Source organism: Tepidibacter mesophilus (assembly GCF_002724055.1).
Lineage (GTDB): Bacteria > Bacillota > Clostridia > Peptostreptococcales > Peptostreptococcaceae > Tepidibacter_A > Tepidibacter_A mesophilus.
On the sequence record NZ_BDQY01000021.1, the window covers coordinates 1 to 23,301 of the forward strand.

The 23,301-nt window shown below is 28.7% G+C and carries 25 protein-coding genes, 5 tRNA genes and 1 rRNA gene; 23 read left to right on the forward strand and 8 right to left on the reverse strand.

The window, feature by feature from the left end; translation table 11 throughout:
* Positions 1-46 precede the first annotated feature (46 nt).
* The 9 genes from Tmeso_RS12085 to Tmeso_RS12125 all read left to right on the forward strand — a co-directional run bounded on the left by Tmeso_RS12085 (position 47) and on the right by Tmeso_RS12125 (position 4,261).
* Positions 47-123, forward strand: a tRNA-Asp gene (locus Tmeso_RS12085).
* 87 nt (positions 124-210) lie between these two features.
* Positions 211-285, forward strand: a tRNA-Thr gene (locus Tmeso_RS12090).
* A gap of 6 nt (positions 286-291) precedes the next feature.
* A tRNA-Tyr gene (locus tag Tmeso_RS12095) sits at positions 292-377 on the forward strand.
* Positions 378-385: 8 nt separating this feature from the next.
* Positions 386-462, forward strand: a tRNA-Ile gene (locus tag Tmeso_RS12100).
* A gap of 7 nt (positions 463-469) precedes the next feature.
* A tRNA-Phe gene (locus Tmeso_RS12105) sits at positions 470-545 on the forward strand.
* A 15-nt stretch (positions 546-560) separates the two neighbouring features.
* Positions 561-677, forward strand: a 5S ribosomal RNA gene (gene rrf / locus Tmeso_RS12110).
* 360 nt (positions 678-1,037) lie between these two features.
* The gene (locus tag Tmeso_RS12115) at positions 1,038-1,913 is read left to right on the forward strand and encodes a hypothetical protein (RefSeq protein WP_099191550.1); all 876 of its coding nucleotides are present in this window, start codon (positions 1,038-1,040) and stop codon (positions 1,911-1,913) included.
* 266 nt (positions 1,914-2,179) lie between these two features.
* Positions 2,180-3,169 (forward strand): ornithine cyclodeaminase family protein, encoded by a 990-nt coding sequence (locus Tmeso_RS12120; protein ID WP_099191552.1) that lies wholly within the window; start codon positions 2,180-2,182, stop codon positions 3,167-3,169.
* Between the two features lie 159 nt (positions 3,170-3,328).
* Entirely contained in the window at positions 3,329-4,261 is a 933-nt protein-coding gene (locus Tmeso_RS12125) for a DMT family transporter (RefSeq protein ID WP_242967920.1), read from the forward strand.
* A gap of 159 nt (positions 4,262-4,420) precedes the next feature.
* Here the strand turns inward: Tmeso_RS12125 and cdr are convergent, their stop codons facing one another.
* Together cdr and Tmeso_RS12135 are read right to left on the reverse strand one after the other, a co-directional pair.
* Positions 4,421-6,886, reverse strand: a complete 2,466-nt coding sequence (gene cdr / locus Tmeso_RS12130; RefSeq protein ID WP_099191554.1) for a CoA-disulfide reductase — start codon at positions 6,884-6,886, stop codon at positions 4,421-4,423.
* A gap of 63 nt (positions 6,887-6,949) precedes the next feature.
* On the reverse strand, positions 6,950-7,234 hold the full coding sequence (locus Tmeso_RS12135) for an ArsR/SmtB family transcription factor (protein WP_099191556.1): 285 nt from the start codon (positions 7,232-7,234) through the stop codon (positions 6,950-6,952).
* Positions 7,235-7,383: 149 nt separating this feature from the next.
* On the opposite strand from Tmeso_RS12135, the gene Tmeso_RS12140 reads away from it, so the two are divergent.
* The 4 genes from Tmeso_RS12140 to Tmeso_RS12155 all read left to right on the forward strand — a co-directional run bounded on the left by Tmeso_RS12140 (position 7,384) and on the right by Tmeso_RS12155 (position 11,899).
* Positions 7,384-8,790 carry a sensor histidine kinase gene (locus tag Tmeso_RS12140; RefSeq protein ID WP_099191557.1) on the forward strand — a complete coding sequence of 469 codons (1,407 nt, stop codon included), beginning with the start codon at positions 7,384-7,386 and terminating at the stop codon, positions 8,788-8,790.
* A gap of 89 nt (positions 8,791-8,879) precedes the next feature.
* Entirely contained in the window at positions 8,880-10,034 is a 1,155-nt protein-coding gene (locus Tmeso_RS12145; RefSeq protein ID WP_099191559.1) for a PepSY domain-containing protein, read from the forward strand.
* Positions 10,035-10,102: 68 nt separating this feature from the next.
* Complete coding sequence (locus tag Tmeso_RS12150; protein ID WP_187296340.1) at positions 10,103-10,753, forward strand: response regulator transcription factor; 651 nt, start codon at positions 10,103-10,105, stop codon at positions 10,751-10,753.
* A 78-nt stretch (positions 10,754-10,831) separates the two neighbouring features.
* Positions 10,832-11,899 carry a copper amine oxidase N-terminal domain-containing protein gene (locus Tmeso_RS12155; protein ID WP_099191561.1) on the forward strand — a complete coding sequence of 356 codons (1,068 nt, stop codon included), beginning with the start codon at positions 10,832-10,834 and terminating at the stop codon, positions 11,897-11,899.
* Between the two features lie 142 nt (positions 11,900-12,041).
* Here Tmeso_RS12155 and Tmeso_RS12160 read toward each other — a convergent pair whose 3' ends face one another.
* The gene (locus tag Tmeso_RS12160) at positions 12,042-12,224 is read right to left on the reverse strand and encodes a hypothetical protein (RefSeq protein ID WP_099191563.1); all 183 of its coding nucleotides are present in this window, start codon (positions 12,222-12,224) and stop codon (positions 12,042-12,044) included.
* A 210-nt stretch (positions 12,225-12,434) separates the two neighbouring features.
* On the opposite strand from Tmeso_RS12160, the gene Tmeso_RS12165 reads away from it, so the two are divergent.
* The 3 genes from Tmeso_RS12165 to Tmeso_RS12175 are packed head-to-tail and all read left to right on the forward strand — an operon-like array spanning position 12,435 to position 14,254.
* Positions 12,435-13,379 carry a TIGR01212 family radical SAM protein gene (locus Tmeso_RS12165; protein WP_099191565.1) on the forward strand — a complete coding sequence of 315 codons (945 nt, stop codon included), beginning with the start codon at positions 12,435-12,437 and terminating at the stop codon, positions 13,377-13,379.
* A gap of 9 nt (positions 13,380-13,388) precedes the next feature.
* Entirely contained in the window at positions 13,389-13,715 is a 327-nt protein-coding gene (locus tag Tmeso_RS12170; protein WP_099191567.1) for a hypothetical protein, read from the forward strand.
* Between the two features lie 17 nt (positions 13,716-13,732).
* Entirely contained in the window at positions 13,733-14,254 is a 522-nt protein-coding gene (locus tag Tmeso_RS12175; RefSeq protein WP_099191569.1) for a CPBP family intramembrane glutamic endopeptidase, read from the forward strand.
* A gap of 154 nt (positions 14,255-14,408) precedes the next feature.
* Here Tmeso_RS12175 and Tmeso_RS12180 read toward each other — a convergent pair whose 3' ends face one another.
* Positions 14,409-15,266 (reverse strand): DMT family transporter, encoded by an 858-nt coding sequence (locus Tmeso_RS12180; RefSeq protein ID WP_099191571.1) that lies wholly within the window; start codon positions 15,264-15,266, stop codon positions 14,409-14,411.
* 215 nt (positions 15,267-15,481) lie between these two features.
* On the opposite strand from Tmeso_RS12180, the gene Tmeso_RS12185 reads away from it, so the two are divergent.
* Together Tmeso_RS12185 and clcA are read left to right on the forward strand one after the other, a co-directional pair.
* On the forward strand, positions 15,482-15,979 hold the full coding sequence (locus Tmeso_RS12185) for a hypothetical protein (protein WP_099191573.1): 498 nt from the start codon (positions 15,482-15,484) through the stop codon (positions 15,977-15,979).
* A 434-nt stretch (positions 15,980-16,413) separates the two neighbouring features.
* Positions 16,414-18,006, forward strand: coding sequence for a H(+)/Cl(-) exchange transporter ClcA (gene clcA, locus Tmeso_RS12190; protein ID WP_242967921.1), 1,593 nt, complete (start codon positions 16,414-16,416; stop codon positions 18,004-18,006).
* Positions 18,007-18,039: 33 nt separating this feature from the next.
* Here clcA and uvsE read toward each other — a convergent pair whose 3' ends face one another.
* Positions 18,040-18,948 carry a UV DNA damage repair endonuclease UvsE gene (uvsE, locus tag Tmeso_RS12195; protein WP_099191577.1) on the reverse strand — a complete coding sequence of 303 codons (909 nt, stop codon included), beginning with the start codon at positions 18,946-18,948 and terminating at the stop codon, positions 18,040-18,042.
* Between the two features lie 141 nt (positions 18,949-19,089).
* On the opposite strand from uvsE, the gene Tmeso_RS12200 reads away from it, so the two are divergent.
* From Tmeso_RS12200 to Tmeso_RS12215, 4 genes are read left to right on the forward strand one after another with little or no spacing between them, the layout of a single operon-like run.
* Positions 19,090-19,731, forward strand: a complete 642-nt coding sequence (locus tag Tmeso_RS12200; RefSeq protein ID WP_099191579.1) for a hypothetical protein — start codon at positions 19,090-19,092, stop codon at positions 19,729-19,731.
* 59 nt (positions 19,732-19,790) lie between these two features.
* Complete coding sequence (locus Tmeso_RS12205; protein WP_099191581.1) at positions 19,791-20,261, forward strand: GNAT family N-acetyltransferase; 471 nt, start codon at positions 19,791-19,793, stop codon at positions 20,259-20,261.
* Positions 20,262-20,279: 18 nt separating this feature from the next.
* Positions 20,280-20,474 (forward strand): transcription initiation factor TFIIIB, encoded by a 195-nt coding sequence (locus tag Tmeso_RS12210; protein ID WP_099191583.1) that lies wholly within the window; start codon positions 20,280-20,282, stop codon positions 20,472-20,474.
* A gap of 46 nt (positions 20,475-20,520) precedes the next feature.
* Positions 20,521-21,054 carry a GNAT family N-acetyltransferase gene (locus tag Tmeso_RS12215; RefSeq protein WP_099191585.1) on the forward strand — a complete coding sequence of 178 codons (534 nt, stop codon included), beginning with the start codon at positions 20,521-20,523 and terminating at the stop codon, positions 21,052-21,054.
* An 86-nt stretch (positions 21,055-21,140) separates the two neighbouring features.
* On the opposite strand, the gene Tmeso_RS16495 is transcribed toward Tmeso_RS12215, so the two are convergent.
* The 3 genes from Tmeso_RS16495 to Tmeso_RS12225 are packed head-to-tail and all read right to left on the reverse strand — an operon-like array spanning position 21,141 to position 22,464.
* Positions 21,141-21,287 (reverse strand): hypothetical protein, encoded by a 147-nt coding sequence (locus tag Tmeso_RS16495; protein ID WP_187296341.1) that lies wholly within the window; start codon positions 21,285-21,287, stop codon positions 21,141-21,143.
* Between the two features lie 20 nt (positions 21,288-21,307).
* Entirely contained in the window at positions 21,308-22,219 is a 912-nt protein-coding gene (locus Tmeso_RS12220) for a diacylglycerol/lipid kinase family protein (RefSeq protein WP_099191587.1), read from the reverse strand.
* Positions 22,219-22,464 carry a hypothetical protein gene (locus Tmeso_RS12225; RefSeq protein WP_099191589.1) on the reverse strand — a complete coding sequence of 82 codons (246 nt, stop codon included), beginning with the start codon at positions 22,462-22,464 and terminating at the stop codon, positions 22,219-22,221. Before Tmeso_RS12225 ends, Tmeso_RS12220 begins: the two co-directional genes overlap by 1 nt.
* Positions 22,465-22,541: 77 nt before the next feature.
* Here Tmeso_RS12225 and Tmeso_RS12230 point away from each other — a divergent pair, with 77 nt between their 5' ends.
* Positions 22,542-23,264, forward strand: coding sequence for a YkgJ family cysteine cluster protein (locus Tmeso_RS12230; RefSeq protein ID WP_099191591.1), 723 nt, complete (start codon positions 22,542-22,544; stop codon positions 23,262-23,264).
* Positions 23,265-23,301: the final 37 nt, after the last annotated feature.

Genomic DNA, 23,301 nt, shown 5'->3' on the forward strand with positions numbered 1-23,301 from the left:
AGCAGGGGGTCACAGGTTCGAGCCCTGTTGAGCCCACCAATTATTTGGCCTGGTAGTTCAGTTGGTTAGAATGCCAGCCTGTCACGCTGGAGGTCGAGGGTTCGAGTCCCTTCCAGGTCGCCAAATACTTTCTTTTGAAAATTAATTTATAAAAAAAACTCAGGAATGCTATGCATATCTGAGTACTAATTTTTTAGCAAAATCATACATGCTAGTGTGGCTCAACGGTAGAGCAGCTGACTTGTAATCAGCAGGTTGTAGGTTCGATTCCTATCACTAGCTCCAAAATATGGAGGGGTTCCCGAGTTGGCCAAAGGGGGCAGACTGTAAATCTGTTAGCATCGCTTTCACTGGTTCGAATCCAGTCCCCTCCACCAAAAAAAGTGGGCCTTTAGCTCAGTTGGTTAGAGCGCCCGGCTCATAACCGGTAGGTCTGGGGTTCGAGTCCCTGAAGGCCCACCACTTTTTTGCCCAGATAGCTCAGTCGGTAGAGCAGGGGACTGAAAATCCCCGTGTCGGTGGTTCGATTCCGCCTCTGGGCACCAAAATTTAAAAGATTATGTGGTTATTATAGCAAGGAGGATACACCTGTTCCCATTCCGAACACAGAAGTTAAGCTCCTTAGCGCCGATGGTACTTGGAGGGCAGCCTCCTGGGAGAGTAGGACGTAGCCACGTAATCTTTTTTTATGTTTTTTATAGTGTAGTTTAATCGAAAAATGGTGATTATTAAAATGACGTTTGTGTCTTATTTTAATAATCACCATTTTTTAGTGTTATCTATAATTGGAAATATGAATAAATAAGTAAAGCTAAGATCTAGAGATATAAAAAATATTATGAGTTGATTGATTTTAATAAAAGAATTATAACTATAAAACAAACTAATTATTATTTATTAAATATACTTGTTTAAATTTATTATATAGGTATAATAGTATTCAATGGTAATTATTTACATAAAAACTTGAAGCTGGTTATATTGATTAAGTAATTATTATGATTATTCGTAATAAATAAAAAATAGGAGGGGTGTAAATGAAAAACAAAAAAATTACTTTGATGATGGTACTACTATTGATATTATCGATGACTATTACATCTATAGCACAAGAGGGAATCAAAAAAGATGGTTTGACTGCATCAGAAATGATTACAAAAGCAATATATAATAAAGGGGAAACTTTTAAAGTCACGACTGAACTAAATAGTCACAAAAAGTTTATAGATTATTCAATAGAAAAAATACCTGATCCAAACAATGAAGGAAAATTGATAGAAGAAGAGCAAAAGATTGATGAAAAATCATATGTAGTAGGTGTAATTGAAAAATCAGAAAAATCACGAAAAGAATATTATAAAACAATTTCTTTAATGGATCCATTAAGCACTTCTGAGCAATTTTGGAATCGAAATGTTTTCTATGGGAGAATAAATGATAATAAATGGATAAAAAAAGTTGTTAATCCTGTCATTATAGAGATTCTAACAGAGACAGACAAAGAGTTAATAAATCTTTTTGCTACTTATGATAAAGATACAGTAGTTGATGGTAAAAATTACTATGTAATCAATTTAGATGTAAAGAATGATGTTAGAAAGGAAATTTCATTGAAAGTTATGGATAAAATATGCAATGAATCTTTACTTGAAACAAATACAGAAATGAATAAAGAAGAAATAAAAAAAGAATTACTAAAAAAGTTTTCTGATAAGAATATGAAGACTTCTTCTAAATACTATATAAATAAAGACACAAAAATTCTTGAGTTGGTAGATAAAACAGAAGTAGGTACTGTGACAGTAGATAAAATGACTATAGAAATAAACAATACTGCTAAATATAAGTATTATGATTTTAATCAACCTGTTAATTTCCCTGAAATTAATCCTGAAGACCTTCAAGAACAATAATTGTTTATAATGAATAGGAAATTATATTCTCTTAAATACACTTAATAAATAAAGAAGTTTAGTGTAAGCGGTTAATATCTCGTCACATTGACTAGGTATTAACTGTTTTTTTATTTCTCATTTTTAGCAATATTGTAAATTTACAATATATAAATCTAACCTGAGTACTTAAAGGTAGAATATTTTAATAAAAATAGGTTTACTTATTTTTATTATAGTGTTATTTTAAAAGAGATGATTATATTACATAATATGGAGGAGATAGAATGCTTTTATTAAACAAACAAGATATAGACAAGGTATTTAGTATGAGAGATGCAATAGAAGCGGACAAAAGAGCATTTGAGATTTTTTCAAATAATGAGAGTATAGTTCCATTAAGAACTAAATTAGAAAATAAAAAAAACAACGGTATAAACTTATTTATGCCAGGATATGTTGAGAGCTTAGATAATGCGGGAATAAAGATAGTATCTATATTTCCTGATAATGCAAGTAAAAACAAGCCAGTAGTACCTGCTAGTATGATACTTATGAATAATACAACAGGAGAGGTTAACTGTATATTAGATGGAACTTATTTAACACAGCTTAGAACAGGGGCAGCTTCTGGGGCCGCAACAGATATATTAGCTAGAAAAGATAGTAAAATAGGAGCTTTATTTGGAACAGGAGGACAAGCTTATAAGCAGCTTGAGGCTGTTCTTGAAGCTAGAGAATTAGAAATAGTTAAAGTATATGGAAGAAATAAAGAAAAGACTCAAAAATTTGTAGACGAAATAAAAGAAAAACTGTCTAAATATAAAACTCAAATTATAGTAGCTAAGGATGCTGATGAAGCGATTATTGATGCAGACATAATAACACTAGCTACATCCTCAAATAAGCCTGTATTCAATGGGAAGTTAGTAAAAAAGGGTGCACATATAAATGGAATAGGCTCATTCACACCACAAATGCAGGAAATGGATGAATATATAGTATCAAATGCTGATAAACTATACGTTGATTCAGTTGATGCTTGTCTTGAAGAAGCAGGAGATATAATAATACCTTTAAATAAAGGATTGATAGAAAAAAATAAGATAAATGGTGAATTAGGACAAATTATAAATAAAACTATTAAAGGAAGAGAAAATGATGAAGAAATAACTATATTTAAAAGCGTTGGAATAGCAGTTCAAGATATAGTTACAGCTAATAAAATATATCAAAAAGCTATTGAATTTGGTATTGGATCAAAGGTTGATATGTAAAAATTATATAATTCTTATAGAGTAAAAATAATGCTTATTAAAATAATTCTACTGAAATAATATTTTAATAAGCATTTTTCAATATGAAAAAATTTGCATTAACTCTTGCATAGTAAAATACTATAAATTATAATCTAATAATATTGAGGAGGGAGTAAAGTGAAAGAGGCTCTAGATAAGGAGAAGAGGCTAGATAATTACCTTATGATAATAGCAACTGTATTTTGGTCAGGTGCATTTATTGCGGGTAAATTTTCTGTAGTTGAGTTTCCGGTATTTTCATTGACGTTTTTTAGGTTTTTCTTTGCAGTTATTGCAACATTTGCAATTATAATTAAAAAAGGTGAGAATTATAAGATTGAAAAAACTGATATATTCTTATTTATTCAATTAGGTATAATAGGTATGGTTGGATATCATGTATTTTTCTTTTTAGCACTTAAGTATACTACTACTGTAAATTCTTCTTTAATAGCAGCTACTAATCCTATAATAACTACTATTTTGGCATTCGTAGTTTTTAAAGAAAATATAAAACCAAAGAACATAATATCTATACTGGTATCCTTTTTAGGAGTAACTCTTATAATAACAAATGGGAATTTAAAATTATTAGCTAACTTCAAGTTCAATATAGGAGATCTACTTATGATAGTTGCAGTTGTATGCTGGGCTACATATTCTGTAATATCTAAAAAAGCACTTAAAAAGTATAAACCTATAGTGGTTACAAGTTATAGCTTTTTAGTATGTGTAATATCTTTAATTCCATTCGTTATAATGGAAAAACCGTGGGTTTATATACCGAATACTAGCATAAAAGGTTGGATGTCTGTTCTTTACATGTCTATATTTGCATCAGTAATAGGATATTCGATACAACAAGTATCTATAAAGAAAATAGGAGCTAGCAAAACATCCTTATATATAAATTTAGTACCTGTGTTTTCTATGATATTAGCATATTTTATATTGGGAGAGAGTATAAGCATTATAAAATTAATATCAGCTACGTTAATAATATCAGGAGTACTATTGAATACAGGAGTTAAAATAAAAAAAGTTGGAAAAGAAAATGAACAAAAAAACTGATTACTTTAAAGTAATCAGTTTTTTATCTTTAAGAAAATTATACAATCTTGAATTTGTAGATAACATTAATTAAAGAACTATACTTGCAACTATTTTTGAGCAACGAAGCCCGTAGGAATCGTTGGCGACATGAGCCATGCGTTAGCATGAAGCGAATTTTTATATGAATAGGTTTAATCCAGAATCTTCAGCTGCACCAAGATAGCTTGCAACTCCTCCTATTTCAACCCCATCTATAAATTCTTCTTCTTTAAGACCCATAACATCCATAGACATAGAGCAAGCGACTATTTTAACACCTAAATCCATGGCATTTTTTATTAAAGTATCAAGTGAATCAACATTTTTCTTTTCCATAACATGAGTTATCATCTTAGCACCCATACCACCCATGTTCATCTTAGATAAAGGAAGTTTAGAAGTTCCTTTTGGCATCATCATACTAAACATTTTTTCAAGAGTATCCTTTTCAACATCAGGCGCATCATGTTTTCTTAGAATATTCAGTCCCCAGAATGTAAAGAACATAGTAACTTTTTTGCCCATAGAAGCTGCACCAGTAGCTATTATAAATGAAGCTATAGCTTTATCTAAGTCACCACTAAATACAACCATAGTAGCTCCATCTTTTGATTGAGTTAACATATTAGAATCATTTCTACTTAGATTATTACTTTGGCCTTTTTGTATTAAAGCTTTAAATGAGTTGTTTTCAAAATCAGACTTTAGAAGAGTATTTCCAGTTTTATCACACCAAGATGCAATATCCTTTACAAACCCAGGATCACTTGCACTTATTTCTAAAACTTCTCCTTCGTTCATTTTTTCTATATTTTGATATACTTTCATAATAGGTCCTGGACACTGAAGTCCACACGCGTTTAATGATATAGTAGGTGCTATTTCCATAAGGCAATCCTCCTCGACATTAGCTGTTCCAGAATCTGAAACACTACAGTCACAACTGTTAGAAGTACTTGGTTCAAATACAGATGAATAAGTTTTATAACCTCCATCTAAGTTCTTTACCTTGTAACCATTTTGAGATAATATTCTAGAAGCTAGATATCCTCTAAGTCCAACTTGGCAAGTTATATAAACTTCTTTATTCTTAGGTATTTCATCAAGCTTATTTCTTATCTCTCCTAAAGGTATATTTATAGAACCTTTTATATAACCCATATCTCTTTCTATTTCTTCACGAACATCTATTAAAAGACCTCCGTTTTCAACTATTTTATCTATTTCATCCCAATAAACTACATCAACTAAACCTTCAATTATATTAGAAGCAACATATCCAGCCATATTAACAGGATCTTTTGCTGAAGAATAAGGTGGAGCATATGAAAGCTCTAAATCGGGAAGATCTAAAACATTAAGACCACCCTTAATAGCAGTAGCTATAACATCTACACGTTTATCAACTCCATCATATCCTACAGCTTGAGCACCTAATATACTGCCAGTATTAGGATCAAATATTAATTTTAGAGATATAGGAAATGCACCAGGATAATATCCAGCATGAGAGTTTGGATGTACATGTATAGCTTTGTATTTAATACCTAATCTTTTTAAAGTTTTTTCATTATTACCTGTTGAAGCAACTGTCATATCAAACACTTTTGCTATAGATGTTCCTAAAGTTCCATTGTATTTAACATTTTTGCCCATTATGTGATCAGCTGCAAGTCTTCCTTGTCTATTAGCTGGCCAAGCTAGAGGAATCATAGTAGGCTTTTTATTTATATAATCTTTAACTTCTACAGCATCACCGATAGCATATATGTTTTTGTCAGAAGTTCTAAGTGTTTCGTCTACCTTTATTGTTCCACGTTCACCTATATCAAGACCAGCATCATTTGCAAGAGAACTTTCAGGTCTAACACCTATTGATAATATAATCATGTCTGTATCTATTACTTTTCCACTTGAAAGTATTATTTGCTTTCCATTGTTTTTAAACTCTTTAACTCCATCTTCAAGAATTAAATCTACACCTTTATCTTTTATATGAGAGTGAAGAATACTAGCCATCTCATAGTCAACAGGAGCCATTATTTGGTTACCCATCTCAACTAAAGTAACCTCAACACCTCTATCGTAAAGATTTTCTGCCATTTCAATACCTATAAATCCTCCACCTACAACAACTGCTTTTTTAGGCTTATTATTATCGACGAAATTTTTAATATTGTCAGTATCAGGTATATTTCTAAGAGTAAATAAATTTTTAGCATCAATTATACCTTCAATTGGAGGTTTAATTGGACTAGCACCTGGAGATAAAACTAATACATCGTAACTTTCTTCATAAGTTTCATTAGTTCTTAAATTTTTAACTGTAACAGTTTTATTTAATCTATTTATTTTAACGACTTCACTTAAATTCCTAATATCCATATTGAATTTTTTAGACATACCTTCAACCGTTTGAACAAGTAGAGCATCTCTTTCTGTTATAGTTTCTCCTATATAATAAGGAAGACCACAGTTTGCAAAAGATATATATTCTCCTCTTTCAAACATAATGATTTCAGCATTTTCATCTAATCTTCTAAGTCTTGCAGCAGTAGAAGCACCTCCGGCAACTCCACCTACTATAACTATTTTCTTACTCATATTAAAACCTCCTTAATATTTATATATTAAAATATTATGATGTAAATTATGAAAAAAGACATATTAAAATAATGCCTTTATTATATTTGCTACCTTGTCATTTGATACACTATAAATTATCTCAAGTCCATTTCTATCCCCTTTGATTATACCCGCTGATTTCAACTTTGAAACGTGCTGAGATATAGTAGACTGAGGCATATCAAGACAATTTTGCATATTAGATACATTACTCGAACCTGTATCTAATAGACCTTTAACTATACAAAGCCTTACGGGATGAGCCAAGGCCTTTAAAAGTTCTGAGTATTCATCGAATAATTCTGGATTAGTTTTATAATTTTCCATGACTTCCTCCTGTTGTACGTTATATTATAATATTACGATATTAATATATATTTGTCAATCTGTATTTGATATTATTTATATTATTACCAAAAAAATAATTTATGATAAAATAAAAGCAGTATAAAAAAAGGTATAAAATGGGGGGAAGCATGAAATTTTGGAAAAAGATATTTATATATTCTTTAGCTTTGTTTTTGATTATATTAAATATAGGAGGAATTTTTTTATTAGAGAATAGCCATAATTTAAACTTAAATAGAGAAATAGAAAGAGGTCTGAGTGAACATGCTAGTGTTTATTCAGGAGTTAAGATGATTATAAAAGATAGACAAGCGTATTCTCAGATTTTTGAAAAGAATGTTTTGGGAGTTATGATGAAACGTTACTTAGAGGATTCTAATGATGAAAATATTTATATAGAAATTTTAGATAAGTATAACAATGAAATTTTCAGTAATATAAACATGAATATTGAAGGAGAACGGATAGAACTAAAAAATCCATTAGTAGACCGAAGACGATACATTATAAGAGATGTAGGAGAACAAACTTTTCTATACATTACTAATTTACTAAAGCTAGAAGATGGGGATTTAAAATTTTCATATATTAGAGATATAACATATTTGTATGAAGATAGAAAAAAACAATATTATTTTTTTATTCAACTAGAGTTAATAAGTTTTGTTCTGTTGGCTGTAGGTATGTATTTTTTAAGTAAACATATTACAAAACCCATACATAAACTTATACATGCTACAAAAATAATTACTAATGGAAACTATTCACAAACAGTAAATATACATACAGAGGATGAAGTTGGGATTTTAGCTTCTAACTTTAATAAAATGGCAACAGCAGTAGAAGAAAAAATAAATGAATTAGAAAAAAATACTCGTGAAAAGCAGCGATTTATTGATAATTTCACGCATGAAATTAAAACCCCTCTTACATCTATTATTGGATATGCAGATTTTTTATTAGCCACAAGATACAATGAAGAAATATTTACAAAAGGCATGAATCATATACTTAATGAAGGAAAAGAATTAGAACAATTATCGACAAAAATGATGAATCTGGTTTTATTAACAAAAGAAGACTTTGATATGAAAAATGAAAATATAGAAAATATTTTGTTCGAAATAAAAGAGACTGTAACACCAAAACTAGAAGGAAAGAATATTAATTTAAATATATATGGGAATGGGGAAGCCTTGATTGAAAGAGACTTAATAAAAACATTAATAGGAAATTTAATAGATAATGCTATAAAAGCTTCTCATGAAAATAGCAAAATAGATTCAAAATTATACAAAAATGAGGATGACAAAACTATTCTTGAAATAAAAGATGAAGGAATAGGAATAGATAAAGAAGACTTAGAAAAAGTACTAGAGCCTTTTTATATGGTAGATAAGTCTAGAACAAGAAAAAACAATGGAGCAGGATTAGGACTTAGTATATGCGCAGAGATTTCCAAAATACATAATGCAAAACTTCAAATAGAAAGTAAAATTAACTATGGAACTATTGTTAGAATTACATTTCCTTAAATGTTACAACTATTTTACAATTAATACATGTTTTGTATAAAACCACGTAGTATACTTTTGATGTAAGAAAAAGGAAAGGGGAGAGAATTATGTATTTTAAAAAAATAATCCCTGTGGTTTTAATAGTTATGTTATTCACTACAGGATGTATGGGGCATGCTAATGTGCAAAAGAATGAATTAGTGACAGAAAAGGTAAATAAAGAGGAAGGTATAAAGAAAGTTAAAAACGAAGAAATTAATGCCAAAATTACAAAGGCTGAAGCAAGAAAAATCGTTCTTGATGGATTAGAAAAATATTTTAACCAAAAAGTAGATACAAAAAAATTTAAGGAAGAAATTTTTTTTATAGAAGATGGTTTCCTTTGGCCTAATAATTACTGGAGAGTATATTGGAGAAATGGAAATAGTAAAATTCCTACATATGGAGGACAAATAGATGTACAAACAGGTGAAATTGTTAATTTGATAGACAATCATGAGGCAGAGATAAAAAAAGACATAAAAAAATATGATAAGGTTGATATAAAAGAAATGAGAAAAATAGCAGAAGATTTTATTGAAAAGAATAAGTTGGTAAAAGACATTGAAAATATTCAGCTATTTGAGGTTACATTAGACGATAAAAAGAACGGAACATATATTGAATATAGATATAATGAAGATCATTTTATTTATATTAGCATAGATAATAGCACAAAAAAGGTTATAGGAATTGATAACAGCATTATACAATCATATGGTAAAAAAGGAGAAAATCTTAAGGTAAATAGAGATGAAGCAAAAAAAATAGCTCTAGAGAGTATTGAAAAGTATTTTGATAAAAAATTAGATTCAAAAGATTTAATTGATAATATACAGCTTATGGAACAAGATGAAACTTGGTGGAGGGTTCTCTTTAAGGATAAAAAAGGATTAGAAGAGTATGGTGAAAGTCATCTTCCATATGTTTATATTGATCCTAAAACAGGAGAAGTAACAGGGGCTGGAGATGATGAAAGTGTATATGAAGATGATAGCAATGAAAAAATAACTCTAGAAGAAGCTAAACAAATATCTGTTAATTATATAGAAGAAAAAAAATTAATTAAGAATATAAAATCATTAGAATTTTTAAGAAGAAATAAGTTGAGCTATAATAATGATTGTGAGCTAGAATTTAAATATGATAAAAATAAGACTTTAAGGATTACGATAGATGCTAAAGGAAAAAAAGTTAGATTTTGGGCAATAGATGTAAAGTAAAAAGCAAAAAGTATAAGATTTGTATCTTATACTTTTTGCAATGTATAGTAAGAAGGGAAGATATAAAAGTGGAAAAGATTTTAATTGTAGAGGATGATACGGCAATATCCGATTTAATTGAACTTAATTTGAATATGTTAGGTTATGAAACAGTAAAAATTTATGATGGAAAAGACGCTTTAGAATCTGTACAAAATGGAAATTATGATTTGATTCTTCTTGATATAATGCTTCCAAAAATAGATGGATTTCAAATTATGAACAAAATAAAGTATAAAGATATACCAGTGATTTTTATAACTTCGAAAAATTCTTTGTGCGATCGTGTTAAGGGTCTTAAAATAGGTGCGGATGATTATATTGTAAAGCCTTTTGAGTCAGTAGAGCTTCTAGCTAGAGTGGAGGCAGTGTTAAGAAGATATGGGAAAAGAAAGAATCATTTAAATTTAAAGGACCTAGATATCTTTTTAGAAGAGAGGATTGTAAGTAAAAAGGGAGATCATATAGAATTAACTTTGAAAGAATTTGAACTTTTAAAATTATTTCTTGAAAATAAAGGACTCGCTTTATCAAGAGAAAAAATACTAGAGAAAGTTTGGGGATATGATTATTTAGGAGAAACAAGAACTGTAGATATGCATATACAACGCTTAAGAAAAAAGCTAGACTTGGATGAAATAAAAACGGTATATAAAGTTGGATATAGACTAGAAATATAATAGTTATTTTTTATGGAACTTTTTCTATTTTGTATCGTCTAATAAGTATAGACAACAATATGAAGGGAGAAATTCAAAATGAAAATAAGAAATAAAGCTATAGCTACAACTTTAATAGGTGCGAGTTTATTAAGCAGTATGATACCAGTATTTGCAAACGAAAATCCACATAAAGATAAGGATTTAAAACCGGTATTAATATCAGAAAAAAATCCAGTTCCAGTACTTATTAATAATGCACCGGATAAGAATGTGAATGTAAATATTGACGGGAAAATAGTATCGTTTCCAGATCAAAAACCGATATTAATAAAAGCTGAATCAAGAACTATAGTACCAGTAAGATTTATAACTGAACACTTAGGAGGAAAAGTTACTTGGAATGATGATACAAAGACAGCTGTGCTTGAACTAGATGGTAAGAGGGTTGAGCTACCAGTTAATAAGAAATATGCTAAAGTAGATGGAACTCAAGTAGAACTTGACTCATCAGCTAAACTAATAAGCAATAGAACTTTTGTACCTTTAAGATTTGTATGTGAAACATTCGGATATGATGTTTCTTGGGATGTTAAAACTGATACAGTAGTATTGAATAAAAAAGATGATAATATTTATACAGGAGGAAGCAAGTACTTTGATGAGGAGTTAGGACTTTACAAAATGTTTGGAAATGTTACCAACATAGAAAATGATACTATATTAGTTGACGGTGAAGGACTATATAATAAAATAAGATTTAATATAAATGAAGATACGCAGATAGTAGATTTAGATGGAAAAAAACTATCAAAAGAAGATATAAAGGAATTAAGTAAAATAACTGTTTATCATGATCAAAAGATGACAAGAAGCTTACCTCCTATAGCAAATGCTCAAAAAATAGTAGTTGCTAACTTTAATATTAAAGAAGGAAAAATATCACAAATAACTGATGTGAAAAATGGTAAAATGTTTCTTATAGGGAATATGAATGATGGAATAAACTTTAACATAACTGATGAAACAATAATAGTTAATGAAGATGGTAAAAAATTAACTACTGATGATTTAACTAAAGGAGCTGAGGTTGAAGTATACTATGGAAATATAATGACTATGAGTTTACCTCCAATTACAAATGCAACAAAAGTAGTAGTTAAATAATAATTTTTTAAAAGTGCTATACTTCATATGCATAATAATTAAATTTATAAATTCTATTTATTTAACAATATGATATAAAAATAAACCACTAATGAATGTTAGTGGTTTATTTGTTTGAGTATAATTTAATAAATTAGTGGTTTTATTTGTCTAGACAATAGGAAGATCCACAATAGTTACATTTGTAACATCTGTAATGTTGATTGTCTACAATTTTCAGCATAACTCCTTCGTTACAACTACCACATACAGTCGCTGCAAAAGCTGTCATACCTCCTCCTAATACAGTTGCGCCAATTAGTAAACTAGCTATAAGTTTTTTCATTTACATTACCTCCTTATAAAATTTTGGTTGTATAAGTATTCTTTAATTATAGGATAAAACCTTCAGTAGAATATCATTTGTTAAAAACAGTGGATTTCATTACTGGTAATTCTTTTTTACTTACTAGGAAATTTATTTAATAAAGAATGTGTTTGAAAACAGAGATTTTGTTATAATAAATAAGATATTAATTTAATTGGAGGATATTATATGAAAGATAGATATAGAATTTATTCAAAGTATTTAAAGGAAAAGTATGGAGAAAAGGTGTACAAGCTTCCTTTAAATTTACCTTTGACCTGTCCTAATAGAGATGGTGCAGCTGGAGTTGGAGGTTGTAGTTTTTGTGCAGATGTTGGGGCAGGATTTGAATCTTTAGAGAATACTCTTTCGGTAAAAGAGCAGCTAGAAAAAAATATGGATTATATAAGAAGAAGATATAAAGCAAATAAGTTCATAGCATATTTTCAAAATTATACGAATACTTATATGGAACTTGATAAATTTAGAGAATATATGAATAAAGCTCTTATTGAGGATATAGTTGAGATATCAGTATCTACAAGACCAGATGCTATAAATGATGAATATCTAAAAATATTAAAAGATATTGAGTCAAAAGGTGTAAATATATCTATAGAGCTTGGACTTCAAACAGTAAATTATCATACACTTAAAAATATAAACAGAGGACATACATTAGCTGAGTTAATAGACGCAGTTATAAGAATCAAAAAATATGGATTTGAAACTACAGTTCATTTAATACTAAATCTTCCAAATGATAATATGGACGATATAATAGAAAATGCTAAGGTATTATCTGCTCTTAAAGTTGATGGAGTTAAGCTTCATTCACTTTATATAGCTAAGGGAACTAAGATGGCTTGTGAGTACCAAAATAAAGAGATAGAAATAATAGAATTGGAAGAATACGTGAAAAGGGTTTGTGTATTTCTTCAATATATATCAAAAGATATAGTAATACACAGACTTATAGGTAGAGCACCTGAGGAAGATACATTATTTTGTAATTGGAATACTTCTTGGTGGAAAATAAAAGATATGATAGATGAATATATGGACAATAAGGATATATATCAAGGAGATAAGTGCGATTATTTAAATGGGAAGAGTGTCAAAAAATTTGTTTAGGAGAATAGTATGTATATAAATGGAAATTTAAAACTGGACAGTGATTTTGAAATAAGAGTTATAAGAGAAGATGAATTTGATGTGGATTTATTCATAGATATAAACTATAGAAGTGTAGACCTTGATATAGGGAATAATGATTTAGATATATCTAGGATACAATTTCAAATGGTAAGAGCTATACTTTTAAGATTTAGTAAAAATGGAATGAGAATGACTTGCCATATGTTAAGAGATATAGATTTATATTCTGCATTTAGCAATTTTGAAATAGAATATAAGGATAAAGTTATTAAGATAAAGCAAATTGAAGAAAAGGTTGAGTTTAGGATTTAAATGAAGGAGGGTTTGAATTGGCAGGATGTAGTAATTGTAAAAAATCTATATTTGATAAGATAAAAGGTCTGTTTTTGAGGATACACGAATATTTGTACGATACTGATGTAGTAACTTTTATTTTATGTATAATACTTATACAGTATTTATCAGTTATAATTCTTAGCCCTTTAATTATGATCTTTCCTGATAATAATGGAGCTGCTCCTTTTGATGGAGATGAGGCAAAGGTTGTTTTATTTATAATAGGAGTTATAATTGCTCCTTTGTTTGAAACTCTTATATATCAAAAGATTGTAATAGATATATGCGATAAAATAAAGTTTTTAAATAACAAAAAGTATATTGGAATTTTAATATCTGGAGCAATATTTGGATCAATACATACTTATAGCCCTCGATATAAAGTTCATATGTTTGTTATAGGGAGTATATGGGCATATGTTTATACTGTATACAAGGAAAAGAAAAAGCATCCTTATTGGGTAGTTTGCTGCATACATGCTATTAATAATTTTATAGCTCTTATGATAATATGAAATTAGCTTTATTCTATCGCATAACTCATGTCGCCAATAAGTCCTAGGGGGCTCTGTTGCCCAAAATAGTTGATATTTTATTAGGTTAATCAATATTAATCATAAGTTGAAAACCATATAATTTCTTTTCATATAAAAAAATGGATAAGATATCTTATCCATTTTTTAGTTTTGTATTATATAAATATATAACAAATCCAGAACCTATTATTAATGTATAGCCGATAAAGCTAAAAGTATCTGGAAGTTCATTCCAAATTATAAATCCTAGTAAGCCTGAGAAAATTACATTAGTGTAATTGTATATTGAAATTTCACCAGCGGGTGCAAGCTTATAAGCCAAGGTTAAACTAAATTGAGCAAGTGATGCAACTATTCCAGTCATCATAAGTATAAGAAATTGATGTAAGCTTAAAGGTTTAAAATTCATCATCATCATAGGGAACATTATACACGATGATACAAATGAAAAATAAAAGACTATAGTGTAAAATTCCTCTTTATCGCCTAAAAGTCTTACCATAGTATAAGCCCCACCTGCAAATATGGCAGATATAACACCTACAAATGCAGGGAATGCTTCTATGTTAAATTGTGGCTTTATTATAAATAAAGCACCTATAAAAGCAACTATTAAAGATGGCATTTGTATAGGAGATAGCTTTTCATTTAAGAACCATAGAGCAAATAATGTTACGAAGAAAGGGTTCAACTTATTCAACATAGCAGAATCTGAAAGTAACATATGGTCTATAGTGTAGAAATATCCAATCATACCTATAGTTCCAAGAATAGACCTTAGAATTAAATATTTTTGATTTTCTTTTTTACCAAAGAAATTTTTTTTATTCTTAACAACTAAGAAAGCGGCTACAAATGTGCTTATGAGGTTTCTAAAGAAAGTTTTTTCTATAGTAGGAACATCTCCCGCCAATTTGACTAGTGCTCCCATCAAAGCAAAACAAAACGATGAAAAAAGCATATATAGAATTGCTTTTGATTTATTATTCATAACATCAAGTCCTTTCAAATAACATTGTATTGTGTATACAATTGTATAATAATTATAACCTTTTGTAAAACTGTTTTTAGTATAATAATATAGTATATTCATATTTGATTTTATAGGTTATTGCTATTATACTAGATTAATAAGCATATATTTTATTATATTCAAATACATATTATATTGAATTGATATATATCCAATTTGAATAGGAGGAGAATATGAAAAAAATTATAAGTATTATTTTGATTGCTATATGTAGTATAGTTTTTTTTATAGGGTGCAATAAGTCAGATGTTGATAAATCAGAACATAATGTGGTTGTCTCTGACAGTAATGATAATGAAAATTCAAGTGATGGTTCTGGGAGAGAAAGTAGATATGATGTGGCAGGAATTGATAATCCTGCTGAATTTGAAGAAATGTTCAATGAGGTAAAAAGATTAGTATTTAAAGGTGATAAGAATAAAGTTTCTGAATATGTGATTTATCCGTTAAAGGTTAATCATGATGGTTCTACCAGAGAAATTGCAACTGAAGATGAATTTATAAAAAACTATGATAATATATTTACTGAGAGAGTAAAAGAAGCTCTTTCAAATCAAGATGTTAAAGATACTTTTATAAATTATCAAGGAGTTATGGTTGGCGATGGAGAAGTATGGTTTGGTGCATCACGGGGTTTACCTAAGTATGGTATTATAGCAATTAACAATTAAAACGTAAAAAGTAAAGCATCAGATTATAATCTGATGCTCTACTTTTCTTTACATCTATAATTAGGAAGTATATAAACTTAAAGGTTATTTTTAAATAATATACAATTAATGGTATAATTAGATTAATAGTTGTAGCTCCTATTCTTTTAATCATAATTGTACCTTTTTATGTTATACTACTATTTGTAATAAATTATTTAGGGATAATACCCATGATGGCTAAAGACATTAGGTATATAAGAGAAAAGATTGATATAACCAATAAGCTTTAGTTTAAGGTGACCTAATTATAGGTCATTTTTTAGATTATGTGTATTTATCTGCAAGCTAAAAGTTCTAAGACTCCATCATCTTAAGGCTGAGGATAAGAACTTAACAGCTTCTGAATTAGGTTTTGCTTTATTTTAAGATATTAGAAAGGAAGGCGTATTAGTATGAAAGATAAGAATAACACCTATAATACTCTGTTTCATTGGCATAATTTTCGTTTGAAATTGGTTATTCAAGGTATAGTAGTAGGTGCTTTATCTGGTTTGCTAGTAGTACTATACAGATTCTTATTAGAAGAAGTAGGTGATTTAACTCACAAAATTTATATTTTGCAGAAACAGAATAGTTATTTGATTCCTATTTGGTTTATAACATTAGGTTTGCTTGCTTATATAGTCGGAGTTATGGTAAAAAAAGAACCAATGATTAGTGGAAGTGGAATTCCTCAAGTAGAAGGAGTTCTACTTAGAAAGCTTAACGTGAATTGGCTTAAAGTAATTGTTGGAAAGTTTATAGGAGGAGTTCTAGCAATCGGGGCAGGTTTGTCTTTAGGAAGAGAAGGTCCTTCAGTTCAAATAGGAGCTTCTGTTGGGCAAGGGTTCTCAAGAGTTTTCAAAAGGGTAAGGATAGAAGAAAAATATTTAATCACTAGTGGAGCTAGTGCAGGTCTTGCAGCTGCATTTAATGCACCTTTAGCTGGAGTAATGTTTGCACTAGAGGAAGTTCATAAAAACTTTTATCCATTAGTTTTACTATCAGCGATGTCGGCATCACTTACGGCTGATTTTGTATCTAAGAACTTTTTTGGATTAAAACCAGTTTTTGATTTTAAACGTCTTTATATTTTGCCTCTAAATCAATATATGTATTTAATTATATTAGGGATTATATTGGGAATATTTGGTGTGATTTTTAACAAAACTCTTATAAAAACACAGGATTTTTATATTTCTAAAAAATGGCTTCCAGTCGAATTTAGACCAATGATACCATTTTTAATAGCAGGAATACTAGGTTTGTTTTTACCACAGGTCTTAGGTGGAGGACATGAGCTTATAGGTTCTTTAGTTGAAGGAAAGTATACAATAAACATGATATGTATTATTTTAATAATTAAATTTATTTTTACAATGTTAAGTTATGGATCGGGGGCACCTGGAGGAATATTCCTACCCTTACTTGTAATCGGAGCACTAACTGGGGATTTATATGGAAGTGTTATTGTTAAGTATTTTCATATGGATAGTCAATATATAAGCAATTTTATTGTATTAGCCATGGCAGGATATTTTACAGCTATAGTTAAGGCGCCTATCACAGGTAGTATTTTGATTACAGAGATGACAGGATCATTTAGCCATTTACTTCCGTTAACTATTGTTTCTATAATTTCTTATACTGTGACGGATATATTAAATTCAGAACCTATATATGAATCATTACTTGAAAGGATTTTAAATAAAAAAGGATATAATGAGTTTCGTGGAGATAAATCTAAAAAAATACTTTTAGAAATTGCAGTATGTATGGGTACTGAGCTTGACGGTAAAATGGTTAAAGAAATAAAATGGCCTCATAATACTTTATTAGTAGCTATAAAAAGAGGGGAAGTAGAAATAATACCAACAGGTAAAACTACTATTTCAGCAGGCGATTATTTAATAGCTCTTGTAAATGAAGATGAAGCCTCAAAAATAACGCAGAGATTAAAATATATGGCAGGTAATTTTATTATAGAAAATGTTAGTAACAGCTAAAAATTTATATTATATAAAAAACATTCCTCATTTTTAAGGAATGTTTTTTAGTATATGCATTATATTTAGAACGGCTTTGTCTTTTTGTTTTGCTTCAACCATAAGATCAAAATCATATTTATCCATAACTTTCAAAATATAACTTAAATCTGTTTTATTTATATAATCATTATGCCTTTTATCAAGATTATTATCACGACCACTACTTATATGAAGTTTAGGTATTAGGTTTGTATCTTCCCATGTAGTTACTATATCAGATATATAATTTTCAATATCTACATTATTAGGATTGTTACACTTATGATGATGAATGTCTAAAACTATTGGGATATTAGTTTTTGAACTTATATAAAGGACATCTTCAACTGTAAATGATTTATCATCATTTTCAAGTCTTATCATACTTTTCACATTATTATGTAATTTATTGAAAACTTCTATAAATCTTTGAGTAGCAGAGTCTTTATCATTGTATACTCCACCTGTATGAATTATCATATCATTTCCAGAGAGTCTTTTTAGTATATCATAGTGGTATTTAAGGTTGATAATACTATTTTTAACTACTTTTTCATTTGGACTATTTAAAACCGTAAACTGATCTGGATGCATAGAAAGTCTTATATTGTATTGTGTAACTATACCTGATATATCATTCATTATACTTAATATTTCATCGTCTTTTTTCCAATTCCAATCAAAGTCATTTATAACGTCTGGATGTGTTACGAGTGGAAGTAATCTACTACTTACTCTATACATGTATATATTGTTTTTAATATTCCAAAGGAGAATGTCTTTTACTAGATAGAGGTTATTTATTATTTTATCTCTTAGATAATCTATTCCATATTTATAAATTGAATTTAATCTGCAATCATTGAATTTTCTAGGTTGTAAGTTTGTATTTATACAAGCATATCCAATCTTTTGAAGCATTTTATCACCTTCTTATTTAATTAACTTAAGTCTTATTTTACTACAAAAACAATATATTATAAGTAGAATTTTAATATTTAAGTTAAAGCATATGATATACTTTAATGGTAAATTATTGAATTGTATAAGGAGGGGGTGAATATGTTTAATAGGAAAAAATATATAATATTGTTTTTTATATTGTGTACTATTTTAGCAGGATGTACAAATAAAAATAATATAAATGACGTATCTGATTTGATTCCAAAAGGTTGGAATATACTTGAAAAAGTAGAAGGAGATTTAAATGAAGATAATATAAATGATATAGCAGTTGTAATAGAAGGAACTAGTGAAGTAGAGGATGGAGCTCCAAATAGAGAACTGTTAATAGCTTTTGGAAATAAAGATGGTACATATACTATTTCAACAAAAGTTGAAAGTGCAATATTGAAAGCTGATGAAGGAGGAGTTTGGGGAGATCCATTCGAAGGAATATCAATAGATAAAGGTTCTATTTTAATCAGTTTTTATGGTGGTAGTAATTGGAGATGGTATGGAAAGTATAGATTCAGATATCAAGATAATGATTGGTATCTAATTGGAGCTACAGTAGGTTCTTTTCATACTTCTACAAATGAGTATACTCAAGAAATGGATTATAACTTATTAACAGGAGAATATATAGAAAAAAAAGCCGGTGAAAATGGAGTTATACAAACAACAAAAGGGAATAGAGGTAAAAGAGATCTTTTAAAACTTGGGGATTTTGTAGCTAGTGATGGGGAAGAAAATATTAAATAAAGATAGAATAAAAAACTATGGTTCATATGTAGCAAATGATTAAGGAATAGGGGGTTAATATGATAAATAAGCTTGTACCAGAAAATTTTATAGTTCCACAAAAGTTAGAGACTGAAATATTCAGACTCAGAATGTTAACAACTGACGATGTTGAAAAAGATTACGAAGCTGTGATGTCAAGTAGAGACCATTTACTTACTCTATCAGGTGAAGATGATGAGTATGCATGGCCAAGAAAAGATATGACAATTGAAGAAAATTTGAAAGATTTACAAAGACACCAAAATGAATTTTTAGAAAGAACAGCATTTACATATACAGTAATGAGTTTAGATGAGAAAATATGCTTAGGATGTGTGTATATAAATATAAGTGAGAAAAAGAATTTTGATGCAGAGGTATATTTATGGGCAAGAGCAAGTGAAATAGAAAATGGACTGGAAGAAATACTTTTTGAAACAGTTAAAAATTGGATTAAAGAGGATTGGCCTTTTGAAAAGGTAGATTATCCGCAACGTGAAATATATTAAAAATAGGAGGATTATACTATGGAAAAACAGAGAAAAGAATGTCCTGAATGTGGTTGCAAAGAAATTGGGCAAGGTAAATTACCAACAGTATTAAGACCTATTAATGCTGTGATTGCTTCTTCAGAAGTTAGAGCAGAAGTATGTACTAATTGTGGTTATATATTAAATATGAGAGTATTAGAACCAGAGAAATTTAAAAAATCTCTTATTTAGAGAAATTAAAATTTTGAATAAATTGTATAGAGCGAGGTGATATTTTATGAAAGAAATAAAAATAAATAGTGGAAAATTTATAATTAGAAAAACTTTAAAATCAGATGCAAATGAATTATTAAATTATCTTGATTTAATTAGCAAAGAATCAGACTACTTAACATTTGGAGAAGGGGAACTTAGTAGAACTATCGAGCAGGAAGAAGAATTTATTGAAATTGCTAATAACAAAAATAATAGCTTATTTATAGTAGCGGAGATGGGTGGGAAAATAATAGGTAATTTGAATTTTCAAGCGGGTCAAAGAAAAAGAATTGCTCATACAGGGGAATTTGGAGTTAGTGTTTTAAAAGAGTATTGGGGAAATGGAATAGGAAAAGAATTAATTAAATATTTGATTGAATGGAGTAAAAATTCAGGATTAATAAGAAAAATAAATTTGAGGGTTAGGACAGATAATACTACAGCTATTAAATTATATAAGAAACTTGGATTTTTAGAAGAAGGAATTATAAAAAGAGATTTTTTGATTGACGATAAATTTTATGACTCTTTATCAATGGGATTGTTAATTGACTAAATAATTTAAAGAGCAAATCTACATTAACAATAGATTCGCTCTTTAAATTATTATTTCATTCATAATTCAACAAAGTTATGAGTTTATTATTCTTCTTTTTCAAAAACTAAATCGAATTGTTTAATTACTCCATGAGTTCTGAATAATGAAGGGATAAAACTAACGAATCTCCAACCTTCTACACTTGCTTCAACATAAGTATATTTATACATATAATCTGATACCTCACCCATAAAATATCAGGTAATGAAGGCTATTCTTTGTTACTATATCCAACTATAACTTTTAAAGCTCTTTTCTTTATTTCAAATGTAGCAGGGAATGTTCCTCCATCTTCACCGTCTACATCTATAAGTAAATTATCCTTGCTCAAGCAATCTACCTTTAAGTTGTCAGTTTGTAGATATATTACATTAGGATCGTTTATATGTTCTCCTGAGAATATCTTCAAAAATACTCCTGCTGTATTTAGAGCGTAAGATTTTTTGATTATACATACATCGAATAACCCATCGTCTATATCAGCTTTTGGTGCAAAGTTTGAAAAACCTCCTGCTGATTTAGAGTTTAAGACTAAAAATAACAAGGCTTCAGTTTCTAAAACTTCATTATCACATTCAAATCTGAATTTGAGTGTTTCAAATAATTGCTTCGGAACTTCCTTTATACCCTGAGCATAGTAGGCAAGGCTTCCAAATGCAGTTTTTGATTTAACTGGAGTTTTAATAGCTATGTCAGCTAAAAGTCCGGCAGCTGCAACGTTTATAAAATACTTATCATTGACCTTACATAAATCTATTTCTTTTATAATATTATTTTTAATAATAGAACAAACTCCTTCGATTGAGGTTGGAAGGTTTAAATATTTTCCAAGGTCATTTACAGTTCCAGCAGGAAGGATTAGAAGTGGAACGTCTATATTATTTTTGGCTACTGCATTTATAACATTATTTACAGTTCCATCTCCTCCGACTATTATTAACAAATCATAATTTTCATCTTTCATTTTTAAAACTTCACCCGAGTAGTCAAAATCTATAGTAGTGTCTACTTTGTCAACTTCCTTTAATGTATTATCAAGTATTAATCTCCCGACTATAATTTCTAAATTCTTTTGAAGTGTTTGGGTTCCTGAAGATGGATTGTTTATTATTTTAACCTTCATTATCTATTAATAAATGAAGCGCCTAGATATTTTTTTATATCTTCGTCACAACTAAAAAAGTCTATTAAAATTTCTTTACCCGTTTCTTCAAAATGAACCAAAACTTCACAATCCCCATCTAAAAAGAATTTTTTAACTGTGCTTTCTTTAATTTCCCTTACTTTTATTAAATCTTTTTTCTTTTTTTCAAAGTCTTTAATAAAATATGAACCAAGTGGTCTTATTATTTTTGTATACCTATTCATGAAATACCTCCAATTGCAAATTAAAATTTGATATAATATTTTAGGTTATTAAAATATTATATCAAGGAGAGAGTCTAATGCCTAGTATAAAAAAGGATGATATTAACTTAGGAATAGATTATTGTTTAAAAAATGATCTTTTTAAAGAACTTAATGATTTATATAATAGTATACCCAATGGAGACTGTATAGGATGTGGAAAATGTTGTATGGAATCTGTTGGAGCAAATTTAGTAGAATTTTTGAATATATATAATTATTTAAATGAAAATAAAAATATAAATAATATGGTTATGGGAAAAATACTAGATTATTATTTCCTAGAGTACGAGAAAAAGATGCCATGTCCATTTAAAAATTCTAATAATATGTGTTTAATATATGAGGTAAGGCCTCTTAATTGTAGGATATACGGACATTGGACAAAAGAAGATTACAATAAAAATTATGAGAGAATAAAAAAAGACAATATAGAGTTTGCAAGATATATGGAAGATGAGCATAATATTAAGATAGATGAAAATATATTGAAATACAAGATAGAGTACTGTAAGGAGTTTAAGCCGAGTTTAGATTATATGAACAAAGATAAGAGAATGAAGTATTATGATAAAGGTATGGTCATTGATTCCAAGCTTTACTCTAAAGGAATTATGGATATTGATTTTAGAGATAGAGGAATTGTAGAGTATTTTATAGAATCTATGTTCTTTAACAATGTTGCAAGCAATATAAAGATGAATATAACTAAGAGTAATTCATATAAGATACTAAAAAGAGTTAAGTCTCTTGTCATATAGAAAATTATAACATTGATAGAGGAGCTAAACTTGCAAC

Excerpts from the sequence above, each read along its gene's own strand:
- Tmeso_RS12115 (WP_099191550.1), top strand. The coding sequence starts at position 1,038 with ATGAAAAACAAAAAAATTACTTTGATGATGGTACTACTATTGATATTA.
- Tmeso_RS12120 (WP_099191552.1), top strand. The coding sequence starts at position 2,180 with ATGCTTTTATTAAACAAACAAGATATAGACAAGGTATTTAGTATGAGA.
- cdr (WP_099191554.1), bottom strand. The coding sequence starts at position 6,886 with ATGAGTAAGAAAATAGTTATAGTAGGTGGAGTTGCCGGAGGTGCTTCT.
- Tmeso_RS12135 (WP_099191556.1), bottom strand. The coding sequence starts at position 7,234 with ATGGAAAATTATAAAACTAATCCAGAATTATTCGATGAATACTCAGAA.
- Tmeso_RS12140 (WP_099191557.1), top strand. The coding sequence starts at position 7,384 with ATGAAATTTTGGAAAAAGATATTTATATATTCTTTAGCTTTGTTTTTG.
- Tmeso_RS12145 (WP_099191559.1), top strand. The coding sequence starts at position 8,880 with ATGTATTTTAAAAAAATAATCCCTGTGGTTTTAATAGTTATGTTATTC.
- Tmeso_RS12155 (WP_099191561.1), top strand. The coding sequence starts at position 10,832 with ATGAAAATAAGAAATAAAGCTATAGCTACAACTTTAATAGGTGCGAGT.
- Tmeso_RS12160 (WP_099191563.1), bottom strand. The coding sequence starts at position 12,224 with ATGAAAAAACTTATAGCTAGTTTACTAATTGGCGCAACTGTATTAGGA.
- Tmeso_RS12165 (WP_099191565.1), top strand. The coding sequence starts at position 12,435 with ATGAAAGATAGATATAGAATTTATTCAAAGTATTTAAAGGAAAAGTAT.
- Tmeso_RS12170 (WP_099191567.1), top strand. The coding sequence starts at position 13,389 with ATGTATATAAATGGAAATTTAAAACTGGACAGTGATTTTGAAATAAGA.
- Tmeso_RS12180 (WP_099191571.1), bottom strand. The coding sequence starts at position 15,266 with ATGAATAATAAATCAAAAGCAATTCTATATATGCTTTTTTCATCGTTT.
- Tmeso_RS12185 (WP_099191573.1), top strand. The coding sequence starts at position 15,482 with ATGAAAAAAATTATAAGTATTATTTTGATTGCTATATGTAGTATAGTT.
- clcA (WP_242967921.1), top strand. The coding sequence starts at position 16,414 with ATGAAAGATAAGAATAACACCTATAATACTCTGTTTCATTGGCATAAT.
- uvsE (WP_099191577.1), bottom strand. The coding sequence starts at position 18,948 with ATGCTTCAAAAGATTGGATATGCTTGTATAAATACAAACTTACAACCT.
- Tmeso_RS12200 (WP_099191579.1), top strand. The coding sequence starts at position 19,090 with ATGTTTAATAGGAAAAAATATATAATATTGTTTTTTATATTGTGTACT.
- Tmeso_RS12205 (WP_099191581.1), top strand. The coding sequence starts at position 19,791 with ATGATAAATAAGCTTGTACCAGAAAATTTTATAGTTCCACAAAAGTTA.
- Tmeso_RS12210 (WP_099191583.1), top strand. The coding sequence starts at position 20,280 with ATGGAAAAACAGAGAAAAGAATGTCCTGAATGTGGTTGCAAAGAAATT.
- Tmeso_RS12215 (WP_099191585.1), top strand. The coding sequence starts at position 20,521 with ATGAAAGAAATAAAAATAAATAGTGGAAAATTTATAATTAGAAAAACT.
- Tmeso_RS16495 (WP_187296341.1), bottom strand. The coding sequence starts at position 21,287 with ATGGGTGAGGTATCAGATTATATGTATAAATATACTTATGTTGAAGCA.
- Tmeso_RS12220 (WP_099191587.1), bottom strand. The coding sequence starts at position 22,219 with ATGAAGGTTAAAATAATAAACAATCCATCTTCAGGAACCCAAACACTT.
- Tmeso_RS12225 (WP_099191589.1), bottom strand. The coding sequence starts at position 22,464 with ATGAATAGGTATACAAAAATAATAAGACCACTTGGTTCATATTTTATT.
- Tmeso_RS12230 (WP_099191591.1), top strand. The coding sequence starts at position 22,542 with ATGCCTAGTATAAAAAAGGATGATATTAACTTAGGAATAGATTATTGT.